The organism is Bacillus sp. FSL R5-0593 (genome assembly GCF_038603755.1).
Taxonomy (GTDB): domain Bacteria; phylum Bacillota; class Bacilli; order Bacillales; family Bacillaceae; genus Bacillus; species Bacillus velezensis.
Genome location: NZ_CP152011.1, coordinates 3,804,917 through 3,826,786, shown reverse-complemented (window position 1 = coordinate 3,826,786; position 21,870 = coordinate 3,804,917). Strand labels below are relative to the sequence as shown.

General features: G+C 44.5%; 25 protein-coding genes and 1 pseudogene. 14 read left to right on the top strand and 12 right to left on the bottom strand.

Features of this window, described 5'->3' with window-relative positions:
* Positions 1-13: 13 nt before the first annotated feature.
* Positions 14-1,393, bottom strand: coding sequence for an amino acid permease (locus tag NYE36_RS19070; protein WP_094032567.1), 1,380 nt, complete (start codon positions 1,391-1,393; stop codon positions 14-16).
* A 385-nt stretch (positions 1,394-1,778) separates the two neighbouring features.
* On the opposite strand from NYE36_RS19070, the gene NYE36_RS19065 reads away from it, so the two are divergent.
* On the top strand, positions 1,779-2,198 hold the full coding sequence (locus NYE36_RS19065) for a MarR family transcriptional regulator (RefSeq protein ID WP_007407650.1): 420 nt from the start codon (positions 1,779-1,781) through the stop codon (positions 2,196-2,198).
* A gap of 37 nt (positions 2,199-2,235) precedes the next feature.
* Here NYE36_RS19065 and NYE36_RS19060 read toward each other — a convergent pair whose 3' ends face one another.
* Positions 2,236-2,424: a 2-hydroxymuconate tautomerase gene (locus tag NYE36_RS19060; protein WP_003151042.1), complete on the bottom strand. Its 189-nt coding sequence runs from the start codon at positions 2,422-2,424 to the stop codon at positions 2,236-2,238.
* A gap of 105 nt (positions 2,425-2,529) precedes the next feature.
* Between NYE36_RS19060 and NYE36_RS19055 the strand changes: the two genes are divergently transcribed.
* From NYE36_RS19055 to NYE36_RS19045, 3 genes are all read left to right on the top strand, one after another.
* On the top strand, positions 2,530-3,189 hold the full coding sequence (locus NYE36_RS19055) for a site-2 protease family protein (protein WP_003151043.1): 660 nt from the start codon (positions 2,530-2,532) through the stop codon (positions 3,187-3,189).
* Positions 3,190-3,201: 12 nt separating this feature from the next.
* Positions 3,202-3,720 (top strand): YwhD family protein, encoded by a 519-nt coding sequence (locus tag NYE36_RS19050; protein WP_007407649.1) that lies wholly within the window; start codon positions 3,202-3,204, stop codon positions 3,718-3,720.
* A gap of 143 nt (positions 3,721-3,863) precedes the next feature.
* Positions 3,864-4,295, top strand: coding sequence for a hypothetical protein (locus NYE36_RS19045; RefSeq protein ID WP_015240782.1), 432 nt, complete (start codon positions 3,864-3,866; stop codon positions 4,293-4,295).
* A 24-nt stretch (positions 4,296-4,319) separates the two neighbouring features.
* Here the strand turns inward: NYE36_RS19045 and NYE36_RS19040 are convergent, their stop codons facing one another.
* Positions 4,320-6,392 (bottom strand): transglycosylase domain-containing protein, encoded by a 2,073-nt coding sequence (locus tag NYE36_RS19040; protein ID WP_244805615.1) that lies wholly within the window; start codon positions 6,390-6,392, stop codon positions 4,320-4,322.
* Positions 6,393-6,591: 199 nt separating this feature from the next.
* On the opposite strand from NYE36_RS19040, the gene speE reads away from it, so the two are divergent.
* The 3 genes from speE to NYE36_RS19025 all read left to right on the top strand — a co-directional run bounded on the left by speE (position 6,592) and on the right by NYE36_RS19025 (position 8,739).
* Positions 6,592-7,422: a spermidine synthase gene (gene speE / locus NYE36_RS19035; RefSeq protein WP_003151052.1), complete on the top strand. Its 831-nt coding sequence runs from the start codon at positions 6,592-6,594 to the stop codon at positions 7,420-7,422.
* A gap of 58 nt (positions 7,423-7,480) precedes the next feature.
* Positions 7,481-8,353 (top strand): agmatinase, encoded by an 873-nt coding sequence (gene speB, locus NYE36_RS19030; protein ID WP_007614448.1) that lies wholly within the window; start codon positions 7,481-7,483, stop codon positions 8,351-8,353.
* A gap of 167 nt (positions 8,354-8,520) precedes the next feature.
* Complete coding sequence (locus NYE36_RS19025) at positions 8,521-8,739, top strand: LuxR C-terminal-related transcriptional regulator (protein WP_003151056.1); 219 nt, start codon at positions 8,521-8,523, stop codon at positions 8,737-8,739.
* Between the two features lie 590 nt (positions 8,740-9,329).
* Here NYE36_RS19025 and NYE36_RS19020 read toward each other — a convergent pair.
* The 7 genes from NYE36_RS19020 to NYE36_RS18990 form a co-directional block, all read right to left on the bottom strand.
* Positions 9,330-9,842 carry a stage II sporulation protein M gene (locus NYE36_RS19020; protein WP_031378560.1) on the bottom strand — a complete coding sequence of 171 codons (513 nt, stop codon included), beginning with the start codon at positions 9,840-9,842 and terminating at the stop codon, positions 9,330-9,332.
* Between the two features lie 43 nt (positions 9,843-9,885).
* On the bottom strand, positions 9,886-10,167 hold the full coding sequence (locus NYE36_RS19015; RefSeq protein ID WP_007407643.1) for a hypothetical protein: 282 nt from the start codon (positions 10,165-10,167) through the stop codon (positions 9,886-9,888).
* 185 nt (positions 10,168-10,352) lie between these two features.
* On the bottom strand, positions 10,353-10,538 hold the full coding sequence (locus NYE36_RS19010; protein WP_007407642.1) for a DUF4177 domain-containing protein: 186 nt from the start codon (positions 10,536-10,538) through the stop codon (positions 10,353-10,355).
* A gap of 34 nt (positions 10,539-10,572) precedes the next feature.
* Complete coding sequence (locus tag NYE36_RS19005; RefSeq protein WP_007407641.1) at positions 10,573-10,776, bottom strand: hypothetical protein; 204 nt, start codon at positions 10,774-10,776, stop codon at positions 10,573-10,575.
* A gap of 13 nt (positions 10,777-10,789) precedes the next feature.
* Positions 10,790-10,993 carry a helix-turn-helix transcriptional regulator gene (locus tag NYE36_RS19000; RefSeq protein WP_007407640.1) on the bottom strand — a complete coding sequence of 68 codons (204 nt, stop codon included), beginning with the start codon at positions 10,991-10,993 and terminating at the stop codon, positions 10,790-10,792.
* A 197-nt stretch (positions 10,994-11,190) separates the two neighbouring features.
* Positions 11,191-11,310 carry a PhrC/PhrF family phosphatase-inhibitory pheromone gene (locus NYE36_RS18995; RefSeq protein WP_021494790.1) on the bottom strand — a complete coding sequence of 40 codons (120 nt, stop codon included), beginning with the start codon at positions 11,308-11,310 and terminating at the stop codon, positions 11,191-11,193.
* A complete protein-coding gene (locus tag NYE36_RS18990) occupies positions 11,294-12,439 on the bottom strand; it encodes a tetratricopeptide repeat protein (RefSeq protein ID WP_265451087.1) in 1,146 nt (381 codons plus the stop codon). Before NYE36_RS18990 ends, NYE36_RS18995 begins: the two co-directional genes overlap by 17 nt.
* A 230-nt stretch (positions 12,440-12,669) precedes the next feature.
* On the opposite strand from NYE36_RS18990, the gene NYE36_RS18985 reads away from it, so the two are divergent.
* Together NYE36_RS18985 and NYE36_RS18980 are read left to right on the top strand one after the other, a co-directional pair.
* Positions 12,670-14,025: a YncE family protein gene (locus NYE36_RS18985; RefSeq protein WP_265451086.1), complete on the top strand. Its 1,356-nt coding sequence runs from the start codon at positions 12,670-12,672 to the stop codon at positions 14,023-14,025.
* 39 nt (positions 14,026-14,064) lie between these two features.
* Entirely contained in the window at positions 14,065-15,441 is a 1,377-nt protein-coding gene (locus NYE36_RS18980; protein WP_199022226.1) for a YncE family protein, read from the top strand.
* A 6-nt stretch (positions 15,442-15,447) separates the two neighbouring features.
* Here NYE36_RS18980 and NYE36_RS18975 read toward each other — a convergent pair.
* Positions 15,448-15,960: pseudogene (locus tag NYE36_RS18975) on the bottom strand (bacteriocin biosynthesis protein AlbG); the annotation flags it as partial.
* A gap of 153 nt (positions 15,961-16,113) precedes the next feature.
* Here NYE36_RS18975 and NYE36_RS18970 point away from each other — a divergent pair.
* From NYE36_RS18970 to NYE36_RS18955, 4 genes are all read left to right on the top strand, one after another.
* Positions 16,114-16,542 carry a DUF1934 domain-containing protein gene (locus NYE36_RS18970; RefSeq protein WP_007407634.1) on the top strand — a complete coding sequence of 143 codons (429 nt, stop codon included), beginning with the start codon at positions 16,114-16,116 and terminating at the stop codon, positions 16,540-16,542.
* Positions 16,539-18,209: an arginine--tRNA ligase gene (gene argS, locus NYE36_RS18965; RefSeq protein WP_007407633.1), complete on the top strand. Its 1,671-nt coding sequence runs from the start codon at positions 16,539-16,541 to the stop codon at positions 18,207-18,209. The genes NYE36_RS18970 and argS overlap by 4 nt, the downstream gene beginning before the upstream one ends.
* 133 nt (positions 18,210-18,342) lie before the next feature.
* Entirely contained in the window at positions 18,343-19,533 is a 1,191-nt protein-coding gene (narK, locus tag NYE36_RS18960; protein WP_007407632.1) for a nitrate transporter NarK, read from the top strand.
* Positions 19,534-19,630: 97 nt separating this feature from the next.
* On the top strand, positions 19,631-20,347 hold the full coding sequence (locus NYE36_RS18955; RefSeq protein ID WP_007407631.1) for a Crp/Fnr family transcriptional regulator: 717 nt from the start codon (positions 19,631-19,633) through the stop codon (positions 20,345-20,347).
* A gap of 31 nt (positions 20,348-20,378) precedes the next feature.
* On the opposite strand, the gene NYE36_RS18950 is transcribed toward NYE36_RS18955, so the two are convergent.
* Positions 20,379-21,098, bottom strand: coding sequence for a YwiC-like family protein (locus tag NYE36_RS18950; RefSeq protein ID WP_060673889.1), 720 nt, complete (start codon positions 21,096-21,098; stop codon positions 20,379-20,381).
* A 142-nt stretch (positions 21,099-21,240) separates the two neighbouring features.
* Here NYE36_RS18950 and NYE36_RS18945 point away from each other — a divergent pair, with 142 nt between their 5' ends.
* Positions 21,241-21,717 carry a Crp/Fnr family transcriptional regulator gene (locus NYE36_RS18945; protein WP_007407629.1) on the top strand — a complete coding sequence of 159 codons (477 nt, stop codon included), beginning with the start codon at positions 21,241-21,243 and terminating at the stop codon, positions 21,715-21,717.
* The last annotated feature ends 153 nt before the right edge of the window (positions 21,718-21,870 follow it).

The window sequence follows — 21,870 nt, the reverse complement described above, 5'->3', positions numbered from 1 at the left end:
GGCCTGGTTTTGTTTATTGTCTCAATTTGCTGTGCTTGTACGAATATAAAAAGTAAACGATGACGCCGATGATCAGCCAGACGGCAAAATAAAGCCACGTTTTCAGCGGCAGATTGATCATTAAAAACAAACAGCAGATAATGGCCAAAATCGGCAGTACGGGTACAAAAGGCACTTTAAATCCCCGCGGCAGATCCTTATGGGTGCGGCGCAGAATCAGCACGGACAGACTGACCATGGCAAATGTCAATAGCGCGCCGATGTTTGAGAGATCTGACAGCTCTTTCAGATCAACAAAACCCGCGATGCAGGCGCTGATCAGTCCGATCAGCCACGTATTAAAGATCGGAGCTCCCGATTTCTTTCCGACAATGGTAAAGACTTTCGGCAGCATTCCGTCTCTTGCCATCGCAAAAGATATACGGGTCGCCGCATAGGTATGGGCGAGAACGACGGCCATCAGTCCGATCACCGCACCGGCAGCGATAACGCCCGCCACCGCGTTTTGTCCTACAGTCTGTAACACATAAGACATGGCTTCCGGCACATTAAGCTGTGAATACGGAACCATACCCGTCATGACGAGACAGACGATGACGTATACAAATGTACAGATTACCAGTGAACCGATAATACCAATCGGCAGGTTGCGCTGCGGTTTTTTGACTTCTTCAGCCGAAGCGGAAATCGCGTCAAATCCGAGAAACGCAAAAAAGACGGCAGAAGCCCCCGTAATGACGCCTTTGATCCCAAAAGGCATAAAAGGATGCCAATTGCCCGGCTTTACAAAAAAGCTTCCTGTGATGATAAACAGCAAAACAATTCCGATTTTCACGAGAACCATTATATTATTAAAGGTTTTGCTCTCTTTGGAGCCGCGTGACAGAACGACGGCAATTAATAGAGTAATGATGATGGCAGGAAGGTTGACGATGCCCCCCTGGCTCGGCACGTGCAGCAGACTGTCCGGCAAAGGCATGCCGATTTCGGCTAACAGATTATTAAAATAACTTGACCAGCCGCTTGCCACCGCCGACGCCGTCACCATATAAACGGATAAGAGCGTCCAGCCCATTAAATGGCCGACAATTTCTCCCATGGTGGTATAAGAGTAAATATAGGCGCTTCCGTAAACCGGGAGAACAGAAGCGATTTCGGCGTAACATAATGCTGCAAGGCTGCAGACAACGGCTGCAATGATAAAAGAAAAGATTACGGAAGGCCCGGCGTTTTTCGCGGCCGTAATGCCTGTAAGAACCATGACGCCCGTCCCGATGACGGCGCCGATGCCCAGTAATGTTAAATCAAATCCACCCATCGTTTTGGCAGTCTGCCTGTTTCTGCTTTGTTCAAGCAGCTGGGTGATGTCTTTTTTTTGTAGGATATTCCGCAACACGCATCCCTCCATCCAAAAGTAAAAGCCAAGAGGGCCTCTTTGGCTTTTACCCGTGTCACATCTTCTGTGTAATCGACAATCCTGTGTTCTGTTTCCCCGTCTGTTCCGTTTCTTTTCCAGTCATATTGTCTGCCGCATCCGATCAGATTATCCTTTCCGTCAAACGCAGTCACCCTTAATGATTTTACCTGAATCATGTCTATAAAACCAGCATTGCATAAAAGGGATGGGTGAAAAAGCAGGAGATAATAGTCTGTATAGGGCAGGATAAAAGTTGCGGGCTTTCCGGCCGAAATTTTGACTTTCCCCGCGAGGTATCAGTAAAATGTAATAAAAAACAATCAAATGATGATGGATGCATCTTGAAATGGGGAGTTTCTGCATGGAGCATGATATATTGCAAGCAAATGTACTGGATTACGCGCTCACGAAATATTTAAAGAGCACGAAAAAGCTTGATGAGGCGACAATTCCGAAGAGTATAAACAATATCAGAGGATTTATTCTCAGGATTATTTACCGGCACGGCACGTGCACGATTAAAGATATATTGCAGGAAGTTACATTATCGCCTTCAGCCACGACAACCGCTCTGAATCATTTAGAAAAAGAGGGTTTCGTGGAAAGGTCGAGAAATAACGAAGACCGACGCACGGTATGGATGACGCTTTCCGAATCGGGAAAAATGGCGGCCATGCAAATGATTGAAAACCGGCAGATGCTCATTGACGAGCTGTTCGAAGCATTGACAGAAGAAGAAAAGAATACCTTTTTCAGCCTCGTTGAAAAAGTAATGAAATAAGCCGGCCTGACATAGCAGCGCCGGCCATTATCAAGGATTACTCCGTATCGCTGATCCGTTTGCCGGCGACGGCGTAATGATCCTTTCTCATTTCTTCAATCATGACAATGATCTTTTCTTCGGCTGCGCCTGTCGTTTCTTTTACGGCTTCTGTCACTTTTTCAACCAGATTCCGTTTTTGTTCATCTGTGCGGCCTTCAAGCATTTTAACGGTTACGAGCGGCATGGTGCTGATCCTCCTTTATCGTTTCCTCTCTTTGGAAGAGAGGTCACTTATAGTATACTGAATGAAGGACAATCTTGCATTTTTTAAAAAAGGGGATTTTTACATTTGGACAGATTTTTATATTATCCGCTGGAGCTTATGCCCTATGTCGTGATTACGCTGATTGTGGCATTTACGATGCATGAACTGGCGCACGCGTATGTCGCGTATCGGTTCGGAGACGATACCGCGGCGAGACAGGGCAGATTAACGCTCAATCCGATTAAACATCTTGATGTTTTCGGAACGATTCTAATTTTGGTCGCGGGTTTCGGCTGGGCCCGTCCGGTGCCGGTGAACCGCCGCGCCTTTAAAAGACCGCGGCTGGCGGGAGTGCTGGTTTCCGTCGCCGGGCCTGTAAGCAACCTGCTTCTTGCCTTTATCGGTTTCTTTTTGCTAGTGTTGATGCATGCTTACGGAATGGAGCTGCTTTCTGCATTCAGCATGGGGCTTGACCGCTTTTTCTCTATTTGGATTCAGCTGAATCTCGCGCTGTGTTTATTCAACCTGCTGCCGCTTCCTCCGCTTGACGGCTACCGGATTATTGAGGATCTCGTGCCGCCGCGGGTGCGCGCCAAAATGACTCAGTTTGAGAGCTACGGGATTATCGTGTTTCTCGTGCTGTTTGTGACACCGGTCGGCTCCTATGTCGTGTGGCCGCTGTTAAGTGAGGGGAGAGACTGGATTCTCAAGGTATTTGCCATTATATTTCAACCGCTTTTGTAGGAGGGTATTTTCATGGAAGAAAAAAAGAAGAAAACAATCGGATTTAATATTATTAAAAGTGATCCGACCGACGGACATGGCGGTTTTGGCGCCGGGGCGCTGAGCCTTGACAATATTTCTCCGGTATTTGTCGATGTGGAAGAGAAGGAAGCCTTCGTTGACATCGGCGCCATGCATGCCCGCAGTGTCGTTGAAAAAGGCATCAAATTCCTGCCGAACAAAGATGAAGTGCCGAACGGAAAACCGTACTGGCTCGTGTGGGTCACCATCGACAGAAAAGAAGAAGGCCCTTATTACGCGGGTGTGACGGCTTGTGAAATGACCGTAGACAGAAGTATCCGCAGAGGCTATAAGTCATTGCCGGAGCATGTGAATTTAATGGATAAATCAATGAAGCGCTGCATTATCGTGGACAAAATGGACGCCAGCTCAAAGCAGGTGCTTGCTGAATTTCTGCAGAAGCATGACCAAGGGCTCTGGGAACGTTCATCCGATGAATTGAAAACAGGTCTGCTTCCGGAAGAAAAATAATTTGTGAACTTTTTGTGAACTTTATAAATATTTGCACTATTTTGCAATTGTACTGAGTAAACTGTTGATACAGAATCAGGACATGGAAAGTCCCGAGCCGAACCAAGACTCGGGGTTTTTCATGTTTACGCGGAGGTTTCATCATGTTCACCGTCTTTGAAATCGGGCCATGGGTCATTGAAGCAGATGCGGAGGAAACGAGAAAACAATACGAAAAATCATGGCCTGATCCTTGCGATTGCGGGAGCTGCCGGAACTTTTCCGAGGCGGTGAATCTCCTTCCCGCCGAGAAAACAAGATTGTTTACGCAGTTTGGGATTCGTCCGGCTGTCTGTCACGACTTGGGGGAGCATGGAAAGGAAAACGGCCTGCATCATTATGCGGGCAGCTATCCGATTGTCGGCAGGCTTAGGGAAGGCTGGCCGAAGTTTCATATCGAGAGGGCGGGAGATATCCGCTTTTCGTTTTCATTGCCGAGTACAACATTTTTTATACCGAAGGGTTTTCCTGACCCTATTATCCATCTCGACTTTTCACTCTTGCTCCCATGGGTGCTTGAGGAAGACGCGGATTAAAGCCCGGCGCGCAATGCACCGGGCTCAGTCTTTTTTGCCGAGCCACTTATCCCACCACTTTTTGCGCGGAGCTTCTTTGCGGGCGGGGGCGTGTTCCTTTTCTTTTTTAGAAGGTTCCGGTCCGTAGCACACATCCGCGGGCTCAGTGCCTGCGATGAAATACGTATAATGCTTTGCGGCGCAGCCGGGTCCCGAAGTGTAGCCGGAAGCGGGATCGATATAGACGCCCGTGACGCCCTTCGGCGGTTTAAGCGCTATTTCCGGTTCTCCTTCGAGCGCCTTCTCCATAAAGTCCGCCCAAATCGTCTTCGCATAGCTTTTTTCTTCTACTGAATCAATCGTGCTGCTTTTGTCATAACCTGTCCATACACCGGCGGCAAGAGCAGGGTTAAAGCCGATCATCCAGCTGTCTGCGCTTGTCGTGCCTGATTTACCGCCATAGGTTCGGGTCAGCCGGTCCGAAATGGTGCGTCCCGTGACGGAAGTATAGCCGTTTAAATCCTGATCAAACATGCCCGTCATCATGCTCGCCGTCACAAAAGCGGCTTTTTTATCAAGCGTCTGCTGATGTCCGCGCGGCTGTTCATACAAGACGTTGCCGGCGGTATCCGTCACTTTTGTGATAAAGGAAGGGGTGATTTGTTTTCCCCCGTTTGCGAGCATCGCGTAGGCATTAACCATCTCAATCGGGCGCACGGGTTCAGTTCCGAGCGCCAGAGACGGAAGAGGCTTTAAATGTTCGCTGATGCCGAATTCCTTTGCCGCCGACACGAGCTTATTCATGCCGAGAAAGAGATGGGTCTTCACCGCATAAATGTTGTCTGATAATGCAAGCGCCTGAAGCAGCGTAATCGGTTTATTGGCGTAGTAGCCGTTGTAATTGCTTGGAGAATAAGTATCTCCGTTGTCGTCAATCTTGAACTCTGTGGCTTCGCTTTTCATCAGCGTGACCGGTGTAAAGCCGCTTTGAATCGCTTTGTAGTACAAAAGCGGCTTGATCGTGGAAGCCGGCTGCCGTTTCGCCTGTGTCGCCCGGTCAAACGGGCTTTTTTCGTAGTCACGTCCGCCGAGAAGCGCAAGCACGCGCCCTGTTGCCGGATCAATCGCGGAAAAGCCGACCTGAATGTCAGAGCCGGTACGGATCGTATGTGCCACAGTGTTTTCCGCAATCCGCTGCATGCGCTTATCAAGCGTCGTATAAACACGCAATCCGCTCGTTGCGAGCTGTTCGCGCGTCATGCCGAGCTTTTTCTCGAGTTCTTTCATCGCATCATCGTAAAAATAAGGCGCCGTTTTCGCTGCGGTCCTGTTTTTCAGCGGCTGATAGGCAAGCGGCGTTTTCTTAAGCCTTTCCGCCTTTTCTTTTGAGATCATTTTTTGGCCGATCATCAGTCGGAGAATGGTTTCCTGGCGCTGTTTGGCCTTCTTTTCGCTGACATATGGCGAATAGCCGGACGGGCCTTTCGGTATGCCCGCCAAAAGCACGGCTTCCGCATCGTTCAGATCTTTGGCGTGTTTGCCGAAATACAGGCGCGAGGCGGCTTCAATTCCATATGCGCCGTGGCCGTAATATATCGTATTTACATAACCTTCTAAAATCTCGTTTTTAGAATAGTTCTGTTCAAGGCGGATCGTGTAAAATGCTTCGTTCCATTTTCGTTTCCATGTCTTATCATGCTCAAGGTAGAGATTTCTCGCGTATTGCTGGGTGATGGTGCTTGCGCCCTGAACCTTGGCCATTGCCTTTATGTCAGCCAGCGCGGCGGCGGCCATCCGCCGGTAATCAAAACCGTGGTGATTGTAAAAGTTTTGATCCTCCACCGCAATGGCGGCCTGCACCGCTATCGGATTGATATCTTTTAACCGCACCCAGTAGCGCTTTTCCCCGAAATCGGTCTCACCTAGCTTTGAGCTGTCATTTGCATAAAGAATCGTAGACTGAGGAACCCGGACGGAGGGGGCCCCCTGCCATTTCGCTGCAAGAAGAACGGATGTGAAGCAGACGCCGGCCAGCATTCCGCCGATCAGTGTCAGAAAGATGCAGGCACGGATGATTTTGAATGTGATTCTGAGCTGTTTTCCAGATACTTTATCCACTTTTGGGGACCCCCTTTTTCATGATTCTATTATTATGTGAAAAAAGGGGGTTTTTTAAACATATCAAACCGGACACTTCTTTACTTTTTCCCCTCCATCCTCTATACTTTTTCCTTAGGTGAAAATGAGATTTTAACCGGAATAAAAGCGATACAGACGCTTACAATAAATGAAATAAGCCTTGAAAGGGAGATGACAATTGAGCGAGCTTTGGTATACGGAGAAGCAGACGAAGAATTTCGGCATTACATTAAAGGTGAAACAGACATTACATACGGAACAGACGGAATTTCAGCATCTGGAAATGGTGGAGACAGAAGAATTCGGCAACATGCTGTTCTTAGACGGAATGGTCATGACTTCTGAAAAAGACGAATTTGTCTATCATGAAATGGTTGCGCACGTCCCGTTATTTACGCACCCGAATCCGGAAAACGTCCTCGTTGTCGGCGGCGGAGACGGCGGTGTCATCAGAGAGATTCTGAAGCACCCAAGCGTAAAAAAAGCGACGCTGGTCGACATTGACGGCAAGGTTATTGAATACTCTAAAAAATTCCTTCCGTCCATTGCGGGCAAGCTTGATGATCCGCGCGTCGACGTGAGAGTCGATGACGGTTTCATGCACATCGCGAAATCAGAGAATGAGTATGACGTCATCATGGTTGATTCAACAGAACCGGTCGGACCGGCCGTCAATCTGTTCTCAAAAGGCTTCTATGCCGGAATTTCCAAGGCATTAAAAGAAGACGGCATCTTCGTCGCGCAGACGGACAACCCGTGGTTTACACCGGAGCTGATTACAAACGTACAGCGTGACGTGAAAGAAATCTTCCCGATCACCCGTCTGTATACGGCTAATATCCCGACGTATCCGAGCGGCCTGTGGACATTTACGATCGGTTCTAAAAAGTACGATCCGCTTGAAGTGGAAGACAGCCGTTTCTTTGACATCGACACGAAATATTACACGAAAGAGCTTCACAAAGCGGCATTTGTTCTTCCGAAATTTGTGAGCGACTTAATCAAATAAAAACGTACGGCGCAGGAGCGAATCTTGCGCTTTTTTACAGGAAAGCGAGGGTTTTATCATGAGGTTTGATGAAGCATATTCAGGAAAAGTATTTATCGCAAGCCGCCCCGACTGGAAAGAGGCGGACGCCATCCTTTACGGCATGCCGATGGATTGGACGGTCAGCTACCGTCCGGGTTCACGATTCGGGCCGGGGAGAATCCGCGAGGTGTCTATCGGTCTTGAAGAATACAGCCCGTATCTCGACCGTGACTTGGCTGATTTGAATTTCTTTGACGCCGGAGACATTCCGCTTCCGTTCGGCAATCCGCAAAGAAGCCTTGATATGATTGAAGAATACGTGGACAGCATTTTAGAAAAAGGAAAGTTCCCGCTCGGCATGGGAGGGGAGCACCTTGTATCATGGCCTGTCATAAAAGCCATGTATAAGAAGTTTCCGGACCTTGCCATCATTCATTTTGACGCGCACACCGACCTGCGCACGGATTATGAAGGCGAACCGCTTTCCCACTCTACTCCGATCCGCAAAGCGGCCGAGCTCATCGGGCCGCAAAACGTATTTTCATTCGGCATCCGTTCCGGAATGAAGGAAGAATTTGAATGGGCGAAAGAAAACGGCATGCACATTTCTAAGTTTGAAGTGCTTGAGCCGCTGAAAAAAGTGCTGCCGCAGCTTGCGGGACGCCCTGTTTATGTCACCATCGATATCGACGTTCTTGATCCCGCTCATGCGCCGGGAACTGGCACGGTTGACGCAGGAGGCATCACGTCTAAAGAATTGCTCGCGTCCATCCATGAAATCGCGCGCTCAGAAGTCAATGTAAAAGGCGCTGACCTCGTAGAAGTTGCGCCGGTCTATGACCACTCAGAACAAACCGCAAACACGGCAAGCAAGATGATTCGTGAAATGCTGCTTGGGTTTGTGAAATAAAAGAATTTCCCCCGCTTGAAACACGCGGGGGATTTTTATATTGTATATAAACTACTTAGAAGTTAGTAAAAGCAACATATTATTTTACCATTAATAATTGATGTTATTGATAAAAATTATATAATAGGGTATTATTTAGTAAATACATTTTTAGAAAGGAAGTTAGAATGAAAACAGCAGTAGAAAATGAATTGGAATTAAAAAAGATTGAAATTTCAGTAATTAAACTGATAATTGCTGAAAAACCTAATAAAGAGATCGCTAAGTCATTAAACTACTCGCAGCGTAATGTCGAATATATCATAGCCGGTCTCTGTAAAAAGTGGAATGTGAGTACTAGAGTCGGTATTGTTTCGGAAGCATATAAAAGGAATTGTATACAGTGAACGAAATGAAAGAAAAACCCCTATTGAGGGGGTTTATTTATATATGCTAAAAAAACATTCTATACAGGAATGCCGTAAAAATAAAAACTGAGATTGTCAGGTAGTTCAAATTTGTTCTCCATTTCAGAAGAATAAACAAAAGAAATAAGTATGCAATATTGAACAAATCAAAGATAGAAAAAATCAAATGATTACTTGTGAAAAATAAACTAGTGTTTGGATGTTCTGCGAAAATGTTTTTGAATGATATAAGAAAAAACTTAATTGCGACCGGGATGTTAGAAAACATAAATAGAGAATAAAAGGTTTTAATCTTAATTTGAGCGCCAAGAAAATTTATAATGAGAAATAATACAAATCCTTCAAAAATCACCCCGAACATTAAAAGAAACAGTGCGGCTATCGCAATGATATAATCTAAATGTTTTACTTGCTCAACAACTTGTATAGGGATGTTTTTGGGAATTAAACTTTTCATAAAAGGTAATAGGGAACTTAAATAAAAAGCTAACCCGATAATATAAAACAAAAATGAGGACAAAAAATTAATGTTTCGGTCCTTAAATGAAGATAATTCAATTTGCATAATCCTAAGAGACTCCTTTTATAAAGATAGGTGTAAGAAATGTTTCTAACATAGCTGCTATCATTAAACCGAGAAATATAATACCAATATATTTAAAAGTGAATTTTAAATTTATTTTGAGGAGTAATAAATCCAAAGTTAATTTCATTCCTACAGAAGCTGCAAGAAGCAATACCGGGACTTCAATTATTCCATGGGGTATAACAAGCAGTAAAAGGTTTAAATTGTCTTTGATGTTTCCTATGGCATTTCCTAAAATGAATCCATTAATAATTAAAACTGCAATCGTGCCGAGTGACAGCGTCAACGGGCCTAAAAAAACAAGCAGACTCGCTACTTTAATATTATTAAAGAAAATCTGAAAAAAATCCGGACGGATATTTCGATTTAGATTATTTACATTTGAAGCGGGATCTGTATAAAAATATGCTGTAAATAAAGCAATTAAAAATAAGATCAGACAGAGTATGTACAATTTGACTAAAACGTTCTTTTTAAACAAAGTATTTTCATCCATTCGTTTAAGGGACTGCCAGGGATATTGAATTTAATGTTTTATGTTAAGCTGCTGCTGTACTTGCTGCAGCCAATTGTTCTAAAACGGCTAAAGGCAAGCCTGCACCAAGAGATCCTAAAACAGTAATGATAGCCAGGACTGAACCCGTTGCGGTGATAGCACTGACAATCCAACTAGGAGCTATTATTCCAGCTCTGTTTAAAATATCGATGACATCCATGCTTAAATGATTATGTTTTATACTGAAAAGAGCGAGAACAATGATTCCTGATGCTACTAATGTAAAAATCGCTTTACTATTTTGTGTTTTTAAAAGTAGACTCATTTTTTCCTCCAATTTTTTCAATATCCCCAGCAAGTTAAATAATAAAATATATTGGAAGCTATTTGAATTGCGGATTTCCGAAAAAATATTTAAGAGGTGAAATCCGTTAAGGTATCTGCTGGCTTATTTTAGTACAAAGAAAGCCGGACCATATGTATGATCCGGCTTTCTTTGTACTGAAACATTTATACTTTTTTTTCAAGAATAATATCAAAATAATCGGCTGCCCCATAACCTGAAATAGGAGGAGCAAATATTTGAACCAGCTTCCATCCTTGCTGCGAATACTTTTCAATAATTTCTTTATAGTCTTCTTTAGGCTTTCCTTTCCATCGGTTTACTTCTACTTTTATAAACTTATATTCGTACATTGCTGTATAATCCTCCGGAAGTGTATTGGAATTGTTACCTTGTTTTTCGATTATGATAAACTTGAATCCATAAATAGAGCGCGCAGCCTATTAAAAGTATTGGAAATTGCCATCCTGTATTTCCGTTTTTAAAATAATCTATTAATGACCATATCAGTAAAGCGACAGTATAAAAACTAAATGCTATTCTGGCGGCTATACCCGATTGGTGTTTTTGCATCTCATCCATTTTCTTCATAAGAACCGCTCCCTTACTTTTTTTTGGCGTTATAGTTGAATACTTTATCTATTCCCGTATTTAATGCGTGAGCTATCGAAAAAGCCAGACTTAAAGTCGGGTCATATTTATTATTTTCAATTGCATTGATGGTTTGCCTGGTCACATTGCAGAGCTTAGCCAGATCATTTTGTGAAATATCAGCTGCTGTTCTAAGTTTTTTTATATTGTTATCCACTAAAACCCTCCTTAAATATTTTTGTTTTTACTTTAAATTTTCAAATTTATATATATTTATTTTAAATAATATATGTATATGTGTCAAATACTTTTTACACATTTGAATTTCAAGGTATACTTTTTGTTTTTGCAAATTAGTTGTTTATATAAAAAACGGCTTGCAGTTTAACCTGCAAGCCTAAAAGTAATCATCATTTAAATCATTCCGCGCTGAGCAACTTCAAATTGATGTTCCGGTGCACTTGCAATGTCGGCTGAAACAAAAATAGTACCTATCGCTAAGCAAGTAAGTGCTAATTTATACTTCAATTTCATACAACTTCACACCTCCTTGAATCTGCTGTCTTGTTTCTTCCACCTTTAAAAAATATGCGGAAGCCTTCTCGAAATTTTCTCTTTCATGATAATATTTTGCCACATCTAAGGCAAAATCTTCAAGATCAGCATACATCGATTTATCTCTGAGTAAGTCAAAACATTCCATGATTGCTTCTTCATCAGGCTCACCGACATATAAAGATTCTAAAAATTCATACTCGGCGATATATAGGGAATCTTCTGCCTCCTCTGCATAAGATACCCCTTTGTCATGATATTGTCTGGCTATGGCCATATTTCCGATTTTATAATGTATTTGTGTGATTAAGAAATAGGCTTGCGGGAGAGAAGTGATGATGTTCCCATCTTCAAAAACAGCTATTGCCCGTTTTATGTAATCAATGGCTGGTTTGTAATTTTCTTGGCTGTTAAAACAAAGTCCGATATTATATAGAGTCCGGCCCATTAATTGTGGCTGCTGTTCTGCCTCTGCCATGGCATAAGCCTTTTTAAAATGCTGAATTGCTTCATCATATTGCTTTAAGTCAAGAAAGTTGGTAGCGAACAATGAATGGCACTGAAGCACCCTTATATTATATGCCTCCTGCTTATGATAAATTTTATAAGCCTGCCGGGCATAATCCATAGAAAAATAAGTCTGTTTCATATAATAGTAGGACTCTGACATTTTAAAGTAAAATTCAGCTTTTTCTATATGATCTTTAACGTACGTGAGTTTGCTTTCAGCTTTCTTAAAAAACTGAATCGCTGAAAGATATTCACGGCATTCCAGCTCATACATCCCCCGGAAAAAATTAAAATAATAATCAAGGCGTCCGGTCAGCCGGGCCTGCTTTTTATCAATATCCGCGAGCAGATCCGATAGTCTCGGCTGTTCTTCTATCCGCTGCGATTCAAGCGGTTCGAGGTATTCGAGCATCAGATTGTGGCGGAATTCCATGAGAGAATAGTATAGATGAAGATCCTGATCATCTTCCAGACCTGCAAGTTCTTCTTTGATTTCTCTCCGCAAGTACTCGGCGTCCGGGATGCTGAACCTTCGAATGTACATATACCATTCGTTGATTTTTTCTCCAACCGCTGAAGACGATAAAACACTCGCCACTATTCCGAATCCCTCCCTTCCACGTTATGTATATGACATATTTTATCATTTTCATTCGGAAGGATAGCGCAAAAATACCGCAATGTTTTCTTTCGTTAAAACCGCATGTCTGCGGATATCATTTCAAAAATCCGCTATTATCCCCACAATTTGTACAAGCAAACAAATACACCTTCCCATATTCTGTTGTATCTGCGTGAGCAGTGTATGTCTGAAAAGGAAGTGAAGATATGAGAAATAACAAGCTTTCCTTTAAAGAAAAAGCAGGAGCCGCACAAGAAGAATGTTTATGTTTTTGCGAGGAAGAAGCAAGCCGTGAAGCGATGTTTCAAGCGCCGATTGAATTGCCTGAGGGATTTGTTGTTGATCCGGCTGAAGCTGTTGCAAACGTGACGTGGAATGCAGACAGCCTTTCTTGTGTCATTGAACGCTGTTTCATTGAGACGGGGCCAGAGCCTGATGAAATCGGTGTTCAATTCGCAGTGCGCCTGCAGGGAACTGTTACGCTTCTCGTCAGTGTCTCACCAGTGCGAAATCAATATGGACAAGGGAACGGGTCTGTTTCTGTCATCCGCAATGCAGAGATTGACCAAGTCGTCTATTATTCCGATGAGCCTGATGATTGCCCGGATGTCAGTGACATTACGATCGAGAACCTTATTGTCGTTCCGCCATTCTATGGCAGTCCTTTATCGGTGACGGGCACGATTGTGCTTGTGCCCGAACCGGAACCCGTTTATGCGTTTACAGCGAATCCAAACGATCAATCGGTTTCTGTGATAGATACAAACACTCACACCGTTGTGACAAAAATTGCTCTACCGTACCGGCCGACAGGTATTGAAATAACTCCGGATAAAAGCGCTGTGTTTGTTTTGCACTTCAACAATAATGTGATTTCTGTCATCGATTATGACACTTTAACAGTGACAGCATCCATACTGCTGGATCAGCCGCCTAGATCGATAAAATGTATCCCAAATCATGAGTTTGCTTATGTTCTCGGCGATACTGCGATTTATGTGATTGGAATTGATACGTTAACTGTGGATAGGTCGATTCCTGTGGAAGGATTTGATTTTGCAATTGATCCCAATGGGTTATTCGCCTATGTTCTTGATTTTGGTTTAGTGCAAAAAGTGGACCTATTCACCGGTGAAGTCACAGGAACGATTGAACGAGAGCTTATCGTATCATCCATAGAAACAAATTGGCCGGAGCGGTATGCGTATGTCTTAGAACAAGAATTCTTATTCAATTATTTGACGGTTATTGACTTAAATACGTTTACGGTCAGCATTACCCAAGAGCTGGAGCCTGATGGCCAATATGTAATGTTTACGAGTGGATCAGAGGTGTATTTACATGACAGCTTCACTGGCAATTTATATGCTGTCAGTCCGAATGGTGCAGGCGTTATAGGAAATGTTCCGCAATCGGCAAGAGACTTTGCGTTTACTCCGAATGGCGAATTTCTGTATGCTGCTCATTTTTTAGAGCAGAACATCACTGTTTACAACACGGATGATTATTCTGTGGAAACTGTGATATCTCTTGGGGTTTCACCGGGAGATATTGTGATTTAACCAACTGCATGCTGTACATTTCTAAAAGGACGTGAATTCATGAAAAAGAATGATCTGTCTGCTTTACAGGAAAATTGTTTCTGTTTTTGTGATGAGGAAATTAGCAGAGAAGCGCCGTTTCAAGTGCCGATTGACATTCCCGAGGGGTTCACCATTGATTCTGCCGAAGCAGCTGCGACGGTTACATGGAGTACTGCTCATTTATTATGTATCAGTGAGCCTTGCTTAATCCAGACTGGGCCGGAACCAGAAGATATCGGTATTCGATATGCCGTGAGAGTAAAAGGGACCGTTACGCTTCTTGTCAGTGTGTCGCCTGTACGAAATCAATATGGACAAGGGGACGGGTCTGTTTCTGTGATTCATACTGAAGAGATTGATCAAGTTGTTTATTATGCAGCGCAGTCTGGCCGCTGTCCTGATTTCAGTCAGATAACAGTGGAAGATCTTCTCATTGTACCGCCTTTCTACGGCAGTCCGCTTACGGTGACCGGGACACTTGTTTTACCGCCACCGCCAGACCCTCAATCGTATGTGTTTACAGCCAATTCAGGAGACAGCACGGTTTCGGTTATTGATTCAGATTTAAACACTGTTGTAAAAACAATCCCTTTTTCTGACGTGCCAACTAATCTAGGCGTTACTTTCGATAAAGCTTTCACGTATGTCCTCCATGGGAATACCAACCTTGTCTCAGTGCTAGATAATAAAACATTAACCATCATAAATACCATCACTGTTGGAGGAGGGCCGAGAAAGGTTGAATTTGATTCAACAGATGAGTTCGCGTACGTGATGGCCGCCGGATCTATATATATGATCAACATGGCCTCTCAATCGGTCATTGATGTCATTCCGATACCCGGCGCTTTAGACTTTGCTCTTGATCCGAATGGACAGTATGTCTATACCGCTAATGGAAGCAGTTGGTCGGTTGATAAATATGATGTAAATACTGGGCAGTTGGTAGAAAGTATCATAGATACATTTGAATTTCCCAGTTTAATTGCCACTCCTTACGCTGGAAATTTTGCGTATGTGTTGAATGGTGAGCTGCTGCCGAAAGGTGTAACGGAGATCAGTTTGTCACCATTAAGCAGGGGAGGCGACTTCAACCGTTTATTTGAAACGCTGAGGACGATTGTATTTTCTCGCGATAGCACTAGGGCTTATTTTCTAGAGCCATATAGTGAACCGTTTCTCATTAATAACTTATACGTAGTTAATACGGCTGGACAGAGGATCATTGCAAACGTGTCTCTGCCCGGCGCCTTTGACCTCGCCGTAACACCTGATAATCAGTACATTTATGCAGCACAGCCCGACGACAATACCGTAACCGTGTACCGCACGAGTGATTATACAGCCATGACGGTGATTCCGGTTGGGACTGGTCCGTCAGCGATTGCGATGTAGCTTATTTCACAGGTTGAGAGAAGCAGAGCTGCGATAAAAAAATCGTTTATAAATAAATGAGCCGATCTGCTGGATGGCAGCCAGGATGATTAAAAACAGCAGTTCACTTACAGTGAAACTGAGCATCCGCCAAACCCCGGCTCCTGTCAGCGCTCCCGCATGCCCTTTTTTGAACAGGCTGACATGCTGGAAAAGCTGCAGCAAGTACGTCCGCATAAAATACAATAAATACAAAATCAGTAACACCGCGAGTCCCATTGATACGGCAAGGGGCGTGTGAAAGCGGAAAGGGACGGCTTTGACGATTTCGAACACGCAGCCGAATATGATGACTTGGCATAATACAGCAGCCATCACGTGTGTTTGGCGGACGTTTTTATCGCTGTCACGCAGCGCTTTGACATCGTTGGCATTTCTGCTGCACAATCTATGTTGCTGGAAGTCGCAGCAGCTTCGATGAGACTGTGGGAGTTTCTGATAAGCTGCTGTCATGTTTTTTACGGATTGGGTGACATAGTGATATGATTTTCTCTTCTCATAAGGAACTGCTTTTTATGAGGTTTATCTTCAAATCTAATGAGCAATGATGGTAAGATAGAAGCAGTTGAAGTTTACAAGCTGAATGATTATACTATTCAAGTCAAAGTGGAATGATGAAAAGGACGTGTCAAAATGAAGCAAGAGACACCGATAACACTCCATGTGAAGTCTGTGATCGAGGATGACGGAAATGATGAAGTCATCGAATTCCGTACTACCGGATTTTACTATGTAAAACAACAAAAAGTGTATCTATCTTATTATGAAGAACACGACCTAGGCAAAGTAAAAACGATTGTGAAGGTGAGCGAAGGCGAAGTCCTGATCATGAGGTCAGGCGCTGTTAAAATGAATCAGCGTTTCATAACGGGAGCTTCCACAATTGCGAAATATAAAATGTCATTTGGTGAGCTTGAGCTGGAAACAAGCACAAAATCGATTCAATCTGATCTCGGTGAAGAAAAAGGCCGAATCAGCATCGCATATGACATGCATGTCGGAGACGGGCAGCAGCATTTACATAATATGACGATCACGTATGAGGGAGGAACTCACGCATGAACATTGCGGAACAAATGAAGGACGTGCTGAAGGAAGAAATCAAAGCGGCCGTTCTGAAAGCGGGCCTGGCGGACGAAAGCCAGATTCCAAGCGTACTGTTAGAAACGCCGAAAGAAAAAACACACGGTGATTATTCCACAAACATGGCGATGCAGCTGGCGAGAATCGCAAAAAAAGCGCCGCGCCAAATCGCTGAGGAGATCGTGGCGTCATTTGATAAAGGCAAAGCTTCCATTGAAAAGATGGATATTGCGGGACCTGGCTTTATCAACTTTTACATGAACAACAGCTACTTAACAAAACTGATCCCGTCCGTGCTTGAAGCGGGTGAACATTACGGAGAGACAAACATCGGACAAGGCGAAAAGATTCAGGTCGAATTCGTATCAGCCAACCCGACGGGAGATCTTCACTTAGGCCATGCGCGCGGCGCGGCGGTAGGTGACGCGCTGTGCAGCGTTCTTTCTAAAGCGGGCTATGATGTGAGCCGCGAATACTATATTAATGATGCGGGCAACCAGATTAACAACCTGGCGCTTTCCGTTGAAGTCCGTTATTTTGAAGCGCTCGGTCTCGAGAAACCGATGCCGGAAGACGGCTACCGCGGCGAGGATATTATCGCCATCGGGAAAAAGCTTGCCGAAGATTTCGGCGACCGTTTCGTACATGAAGAGGAGAGCGAACGTCAGGCGTTTTTCCGTGAATACGGCTTAAAGTACGAGCTTGATAAACTTCGCTCCGATCTGGAAAATTTCCGCGTGCCGTTTGACGTATGGTATTCTGAAACGTCACTGTACGAAAACGGAAAAATTGATCAGGCGCTTGAGGCGCTTCGCGAAAAGGGCCATGTATACGAAGAGGACGGCGCGACATGGTTCCGCTCCACAACGTTCGGCGACGATAAAGACCGTGTGCTGATCAAAAAAGACGGCTCATACACTTATTTGCTGCCGGATATCGCATACCATAAAGACAAACTTGACCGCGGATTCGACAAGCTCATCAATGTATGGGGCGCGGATCACCACGGGTATATTCCGCGTATGAAAGCGGCAATTGAAGCGCTCGGTTACAAGAAAGGCACATTGGAAGTTGAGATCATTCAGCTCGTTCATTTATACAAAAACGGCGAAAAAATGAAGATGAGCAAACGTACGGGGAAAGCCGTAACGATGCGCGACTTGATTGAAGAAGTCGGCTTGGATGCCGTGCGTTATTTCTTCGCGATGCGCAGCGCTGATACGCACATGGATTTTGACTTGGATCTTGCCGTATCCACATCTAACGAAAACCCTGTGTATTATGCACAATACGCACATGCACGTATTTGCAGCATGCTTCGCCAAGGGGAGGAGCAGGGACTTAAACCGGCGGCAGATCTTGATTTCAGCCATATTCAATCAGAAAAAGAATATGACCTGCTGAAAACGATCGGCGGCTTCCCTGAGGCAGTGGCAGAAGCGGCGGAAAAACGCATTCCTCACCGTGTCACAAACTATATTTATGATCTGGCTTCCGCTCTGCACAGCTTCTACAATGCGGAGAAAGTCATCGATCCGGAAAATAAAGAGAAGAGCCGCGCGCGTCTCGCTTTAATGAAAGCGACGCAAATTACGCTGAACAATGCGCTTCAGCTGATCGGCGTATCCGCTCCGGAAAAAATGTAATGATGATCAAAGGACAAAGTCTTCGGGCTTTGTTCTTTTTTTGTATATAAAGCGTGTGATGTAATTCACAATCCCGTACACTGAGTTTTTGTATGATAAGACTGATATTGAATCAGTGAAAGGGGCAAGCCGAATGATCAATCGTCAACATATTCAATTATCGTTGCAGTCATTAAGCTTAGTGGCAGGGTTTATGGTGTGGGTGCTGATTTCATCGCTCATTTCTCAAATGACATCAGATATTCATTTAAGCAAAGGCGAGATTTCATTGGTGACGGCGATTCCCGTTATTCTCGGATCGCTTCTCCGTATTCCTTTAGGATATTTAACGAACAGGTATGGCGCGCGGCTGATGTTTATGATCAGCTTCATCCTGCTTTTGTTTCCTGTATTTTGGATCAGTATCGCGGATTCTTTATTTGATTTAATCGCGGGCGGCTTTTTCTTAGGGATCGGGGGAGCGGTATTCTCCATCGGAGTGACGTCCCTCCCGAAATATTATCCGAAAGAAAAGCACGGAGTCGTCAATGGGATTTACGGTGCCGGAAACATCGGGACCGCCGTTACTACCTTTGCGGCGCCGGTTATCGCTCAAGCCGCGGGATGGAAAGCAACCGTGCAGATGTATCTTGTTTTGCTGGCTGTTTTCGCATTACTGCACGTTTTGTTCGGCGACCGGCATGAGAAGAAAGTCAAAGTTTCCATAAAGACACAAATGAAAGCCGTTTACCGAAATCATGTGCTGTGGATGTTGAGCCTGTTTTATTTTATTACGTTCGGCGCCTTTGTCGCCTTTACCATCTATCTTCCGAATTTTTTGGTTGAGCATTTTGGGCTGAGCCCTGCGGACGCCGGTCTGCGGACGGCCGGCTTTATTGCGGTCTCTACGCTGCTCAGGCCTGTGGGAGGGTTTCTTGCAGATAAACTGAGCCCGCTCCGCATTCTGATGTTCGTTTTTGCAGGGCTTACGCTGTCAGGGGTCATGCTGTCATTCTCCCCGACGATCGGCCTTTATGCGTTTGGATCGCTGACGGTGGCAGTCTGCTCAGGGATTGGAAACGGGACGGTATTTAAACTGGTGCCTTTCTATTTTTCGAAGCAAGCGGGGATTGCCAACGGAATTGTTTCAGCTATGGGCGGACTGGGCGGTTTTTTCCCTCCGCTGATTCTGGCAAGTGTATTTCAGGCAACAGGCCAATACGCGATCGGGTTTATGGCGCTTTCAGAGGTCGCGTTAGCCAGCTTTGTTCTTGTGATCTGGATGTATTGGCAGGAAAGAATGAAAACACATACGGAGAGAAACAGTCAGAGCCTCAATTCATAATGATCCATTCACAAGATTGTTAGTTTTTTCTGGGTGAGTGCAAATCAAGTCACGTTACAATATACATACGCAACGTGACTTTCTTCGAGGTGAGCTCATGAATATTCTCTCTGTCCGAAAATCTGATAAAGAACTTCTTTCCCGCGAACTGCATGAATTGCTGGAATCGATCAGTACGAAAAGGAAAATGAAAAAACACACTTATTTGTTTCAAGAAGGAATGGATGCAAAAGAGCTTTATCTGATTCAATCAGGACTCATTGAAATCGGCAAGCTGACGTCTGACGGAAAAGACCTGACGCTTAGAATCTGCCAAAAAAACGATATTGTCGGGGAATTGACGCTATTCACAGATGAGCCGAGATATATGCTCAGTGCGAAAGTGTTAGAGGATGGCGAGGTGCTCGTCATTAATAAAAACAAGCTGGAAAAGGAATTGATCCAAAACGGTGTTTTGACGTTTGAATTTATGAAATGGATGAGCACCCATCTTCGAAAAATCCAGTCCAAGATCAGGGACCTGCTTCTTCACGGCAAAAAGGGGGCGCTCTATTCCACCCTTATCCGCTTATCAAACAGCTACGGGGTGGAACGAAGCGACGGGATTCTGATTAACATTGTGCTGACAAATCAGGATTTGGCCAAGTTTTGCGCGGCGGCAAGGGAGAGCGTCAACCGCATGCTGGGAGACCTCCGCAAACAAGGGGTTATTTCGATAGACGAAACCGGAAAAATTATTTTGCACAAGCGGGACTATTTACGATGCGAGATCGAGTGTGAAAATTGTCCGCTTGAGATCTGCAATATTGACTGAAAAAAACAAGGGCAGCCGGTGTCCTTGTTTTTCAGCTTGTGATACATATACACATGACGGCGAAAAAGAAGCCGGCATTTATGATTTCCAGAATGCCGATCGTTTTCACCGGCCAGTCTCTTCCGTGAAAAAACCAGGCCCGCAGACTGCTTGGGATAAAAGCGAGAAACGCCCAGCCTGCCCCGAGAAGAGCCGATAAAAAGGGGAGCAAGAGGTGATATCCCCACGACCAGTATGCAAAGGTTCTGTTTTTTCTCTCCCGTATGACCGATTTCACATAAAAAGAACTCCCGACAAAAAATAAAGCGGATTGCAAGAATAGAAACCAAGCCCAGCCGTCAAGGGTTCCCGTTCCCAGCCAGCAGCTCGCAAGCCCGCCTGAACAAAAGAACAGAACACCCGCAATATCATTCGTGAGCGCCCGTTCGTTTTTTCGGCGGGCATAATGTGTATGTATGAGAAACAGCGGCAATAAAAAAACGCCGATCCAGACGAGCTGCGGCCTATGATAGACAGAAATGATCAAAAAGCAGCAGGCCGGAAAACCGTAATACCATATCCACTTTTGATAGGGCTGAAGCTGTTTCTTTTTCAAAGCGAGCGAAACGGGATAAACCGTCAAGTAAAGGAACAGCCAGCCCAGAAAGAGCGGAATATGCCAGAAAACCGGGCCTCCCTTGATCATGCCGAGTAAAAATGGAATCAGCAGCATCGCCCATGCGCCGTGCTGCTTCGGAATCATCGCCTTCATCGAAACCCTCCTTTTTATTTCATTATAAGTACATACACTCTCCTGATAAGTGACTTTTATCATACAAGCTGTGAAATACATCACTGCCGCGCGGGCTCAATCGGGCTACACTAAAGCTATCCTTAGCACAGGAGGCTTTCCTATGAATCAGTGTGACTATTTATTATTTCTGAAACAACTTCCTATGTTTAATGAAGTGCCTCTGTCCATTGTCGAAACCTTGCTGAAAAACGGGACGTTTATCCGCGGCTCATCTGACCAATCTCCATCCTTTCTTCACTCACAATCCGTTTATATTGTATTAAAAGGCAATATCCGTTTTACGGACAGCAGGCTCCCTGAAGGGTCGCAAACCGTTGCGCTGTGGGAAAAAGGCGATGTGTTTCCGATTGATGAAAAAGGCGGGCTCTCTTTATCGCCTTTTATCTCAGTCAATGCCTCACCGGATATTCTGGTACTCCATATTCCATATTCCGTATTTAAGCAAATGATGTCTTACCATCCGAGGCTGCAAATGAACTTTTTGGCGATGCTTCAGCAAAATGTCTTCTGTTCCTATCAGTTGTTTTTGCGGTATCTGCATACATCACGGGATGAAAACGCCGAACCCGGTTCCTAAACAGAACCGGTTTTTTTTGATGACGCCGGGCGTCCCCATATCGTTTGAAAATCCTTCCTGCTGCTCTGTGTGAATGTTTTGTGAAAAAAGCAGAGTGTGTGACAAAGTTCACAAGGTGATGCGCCGTCTCTGTTTATAGTGTACATAGCATCA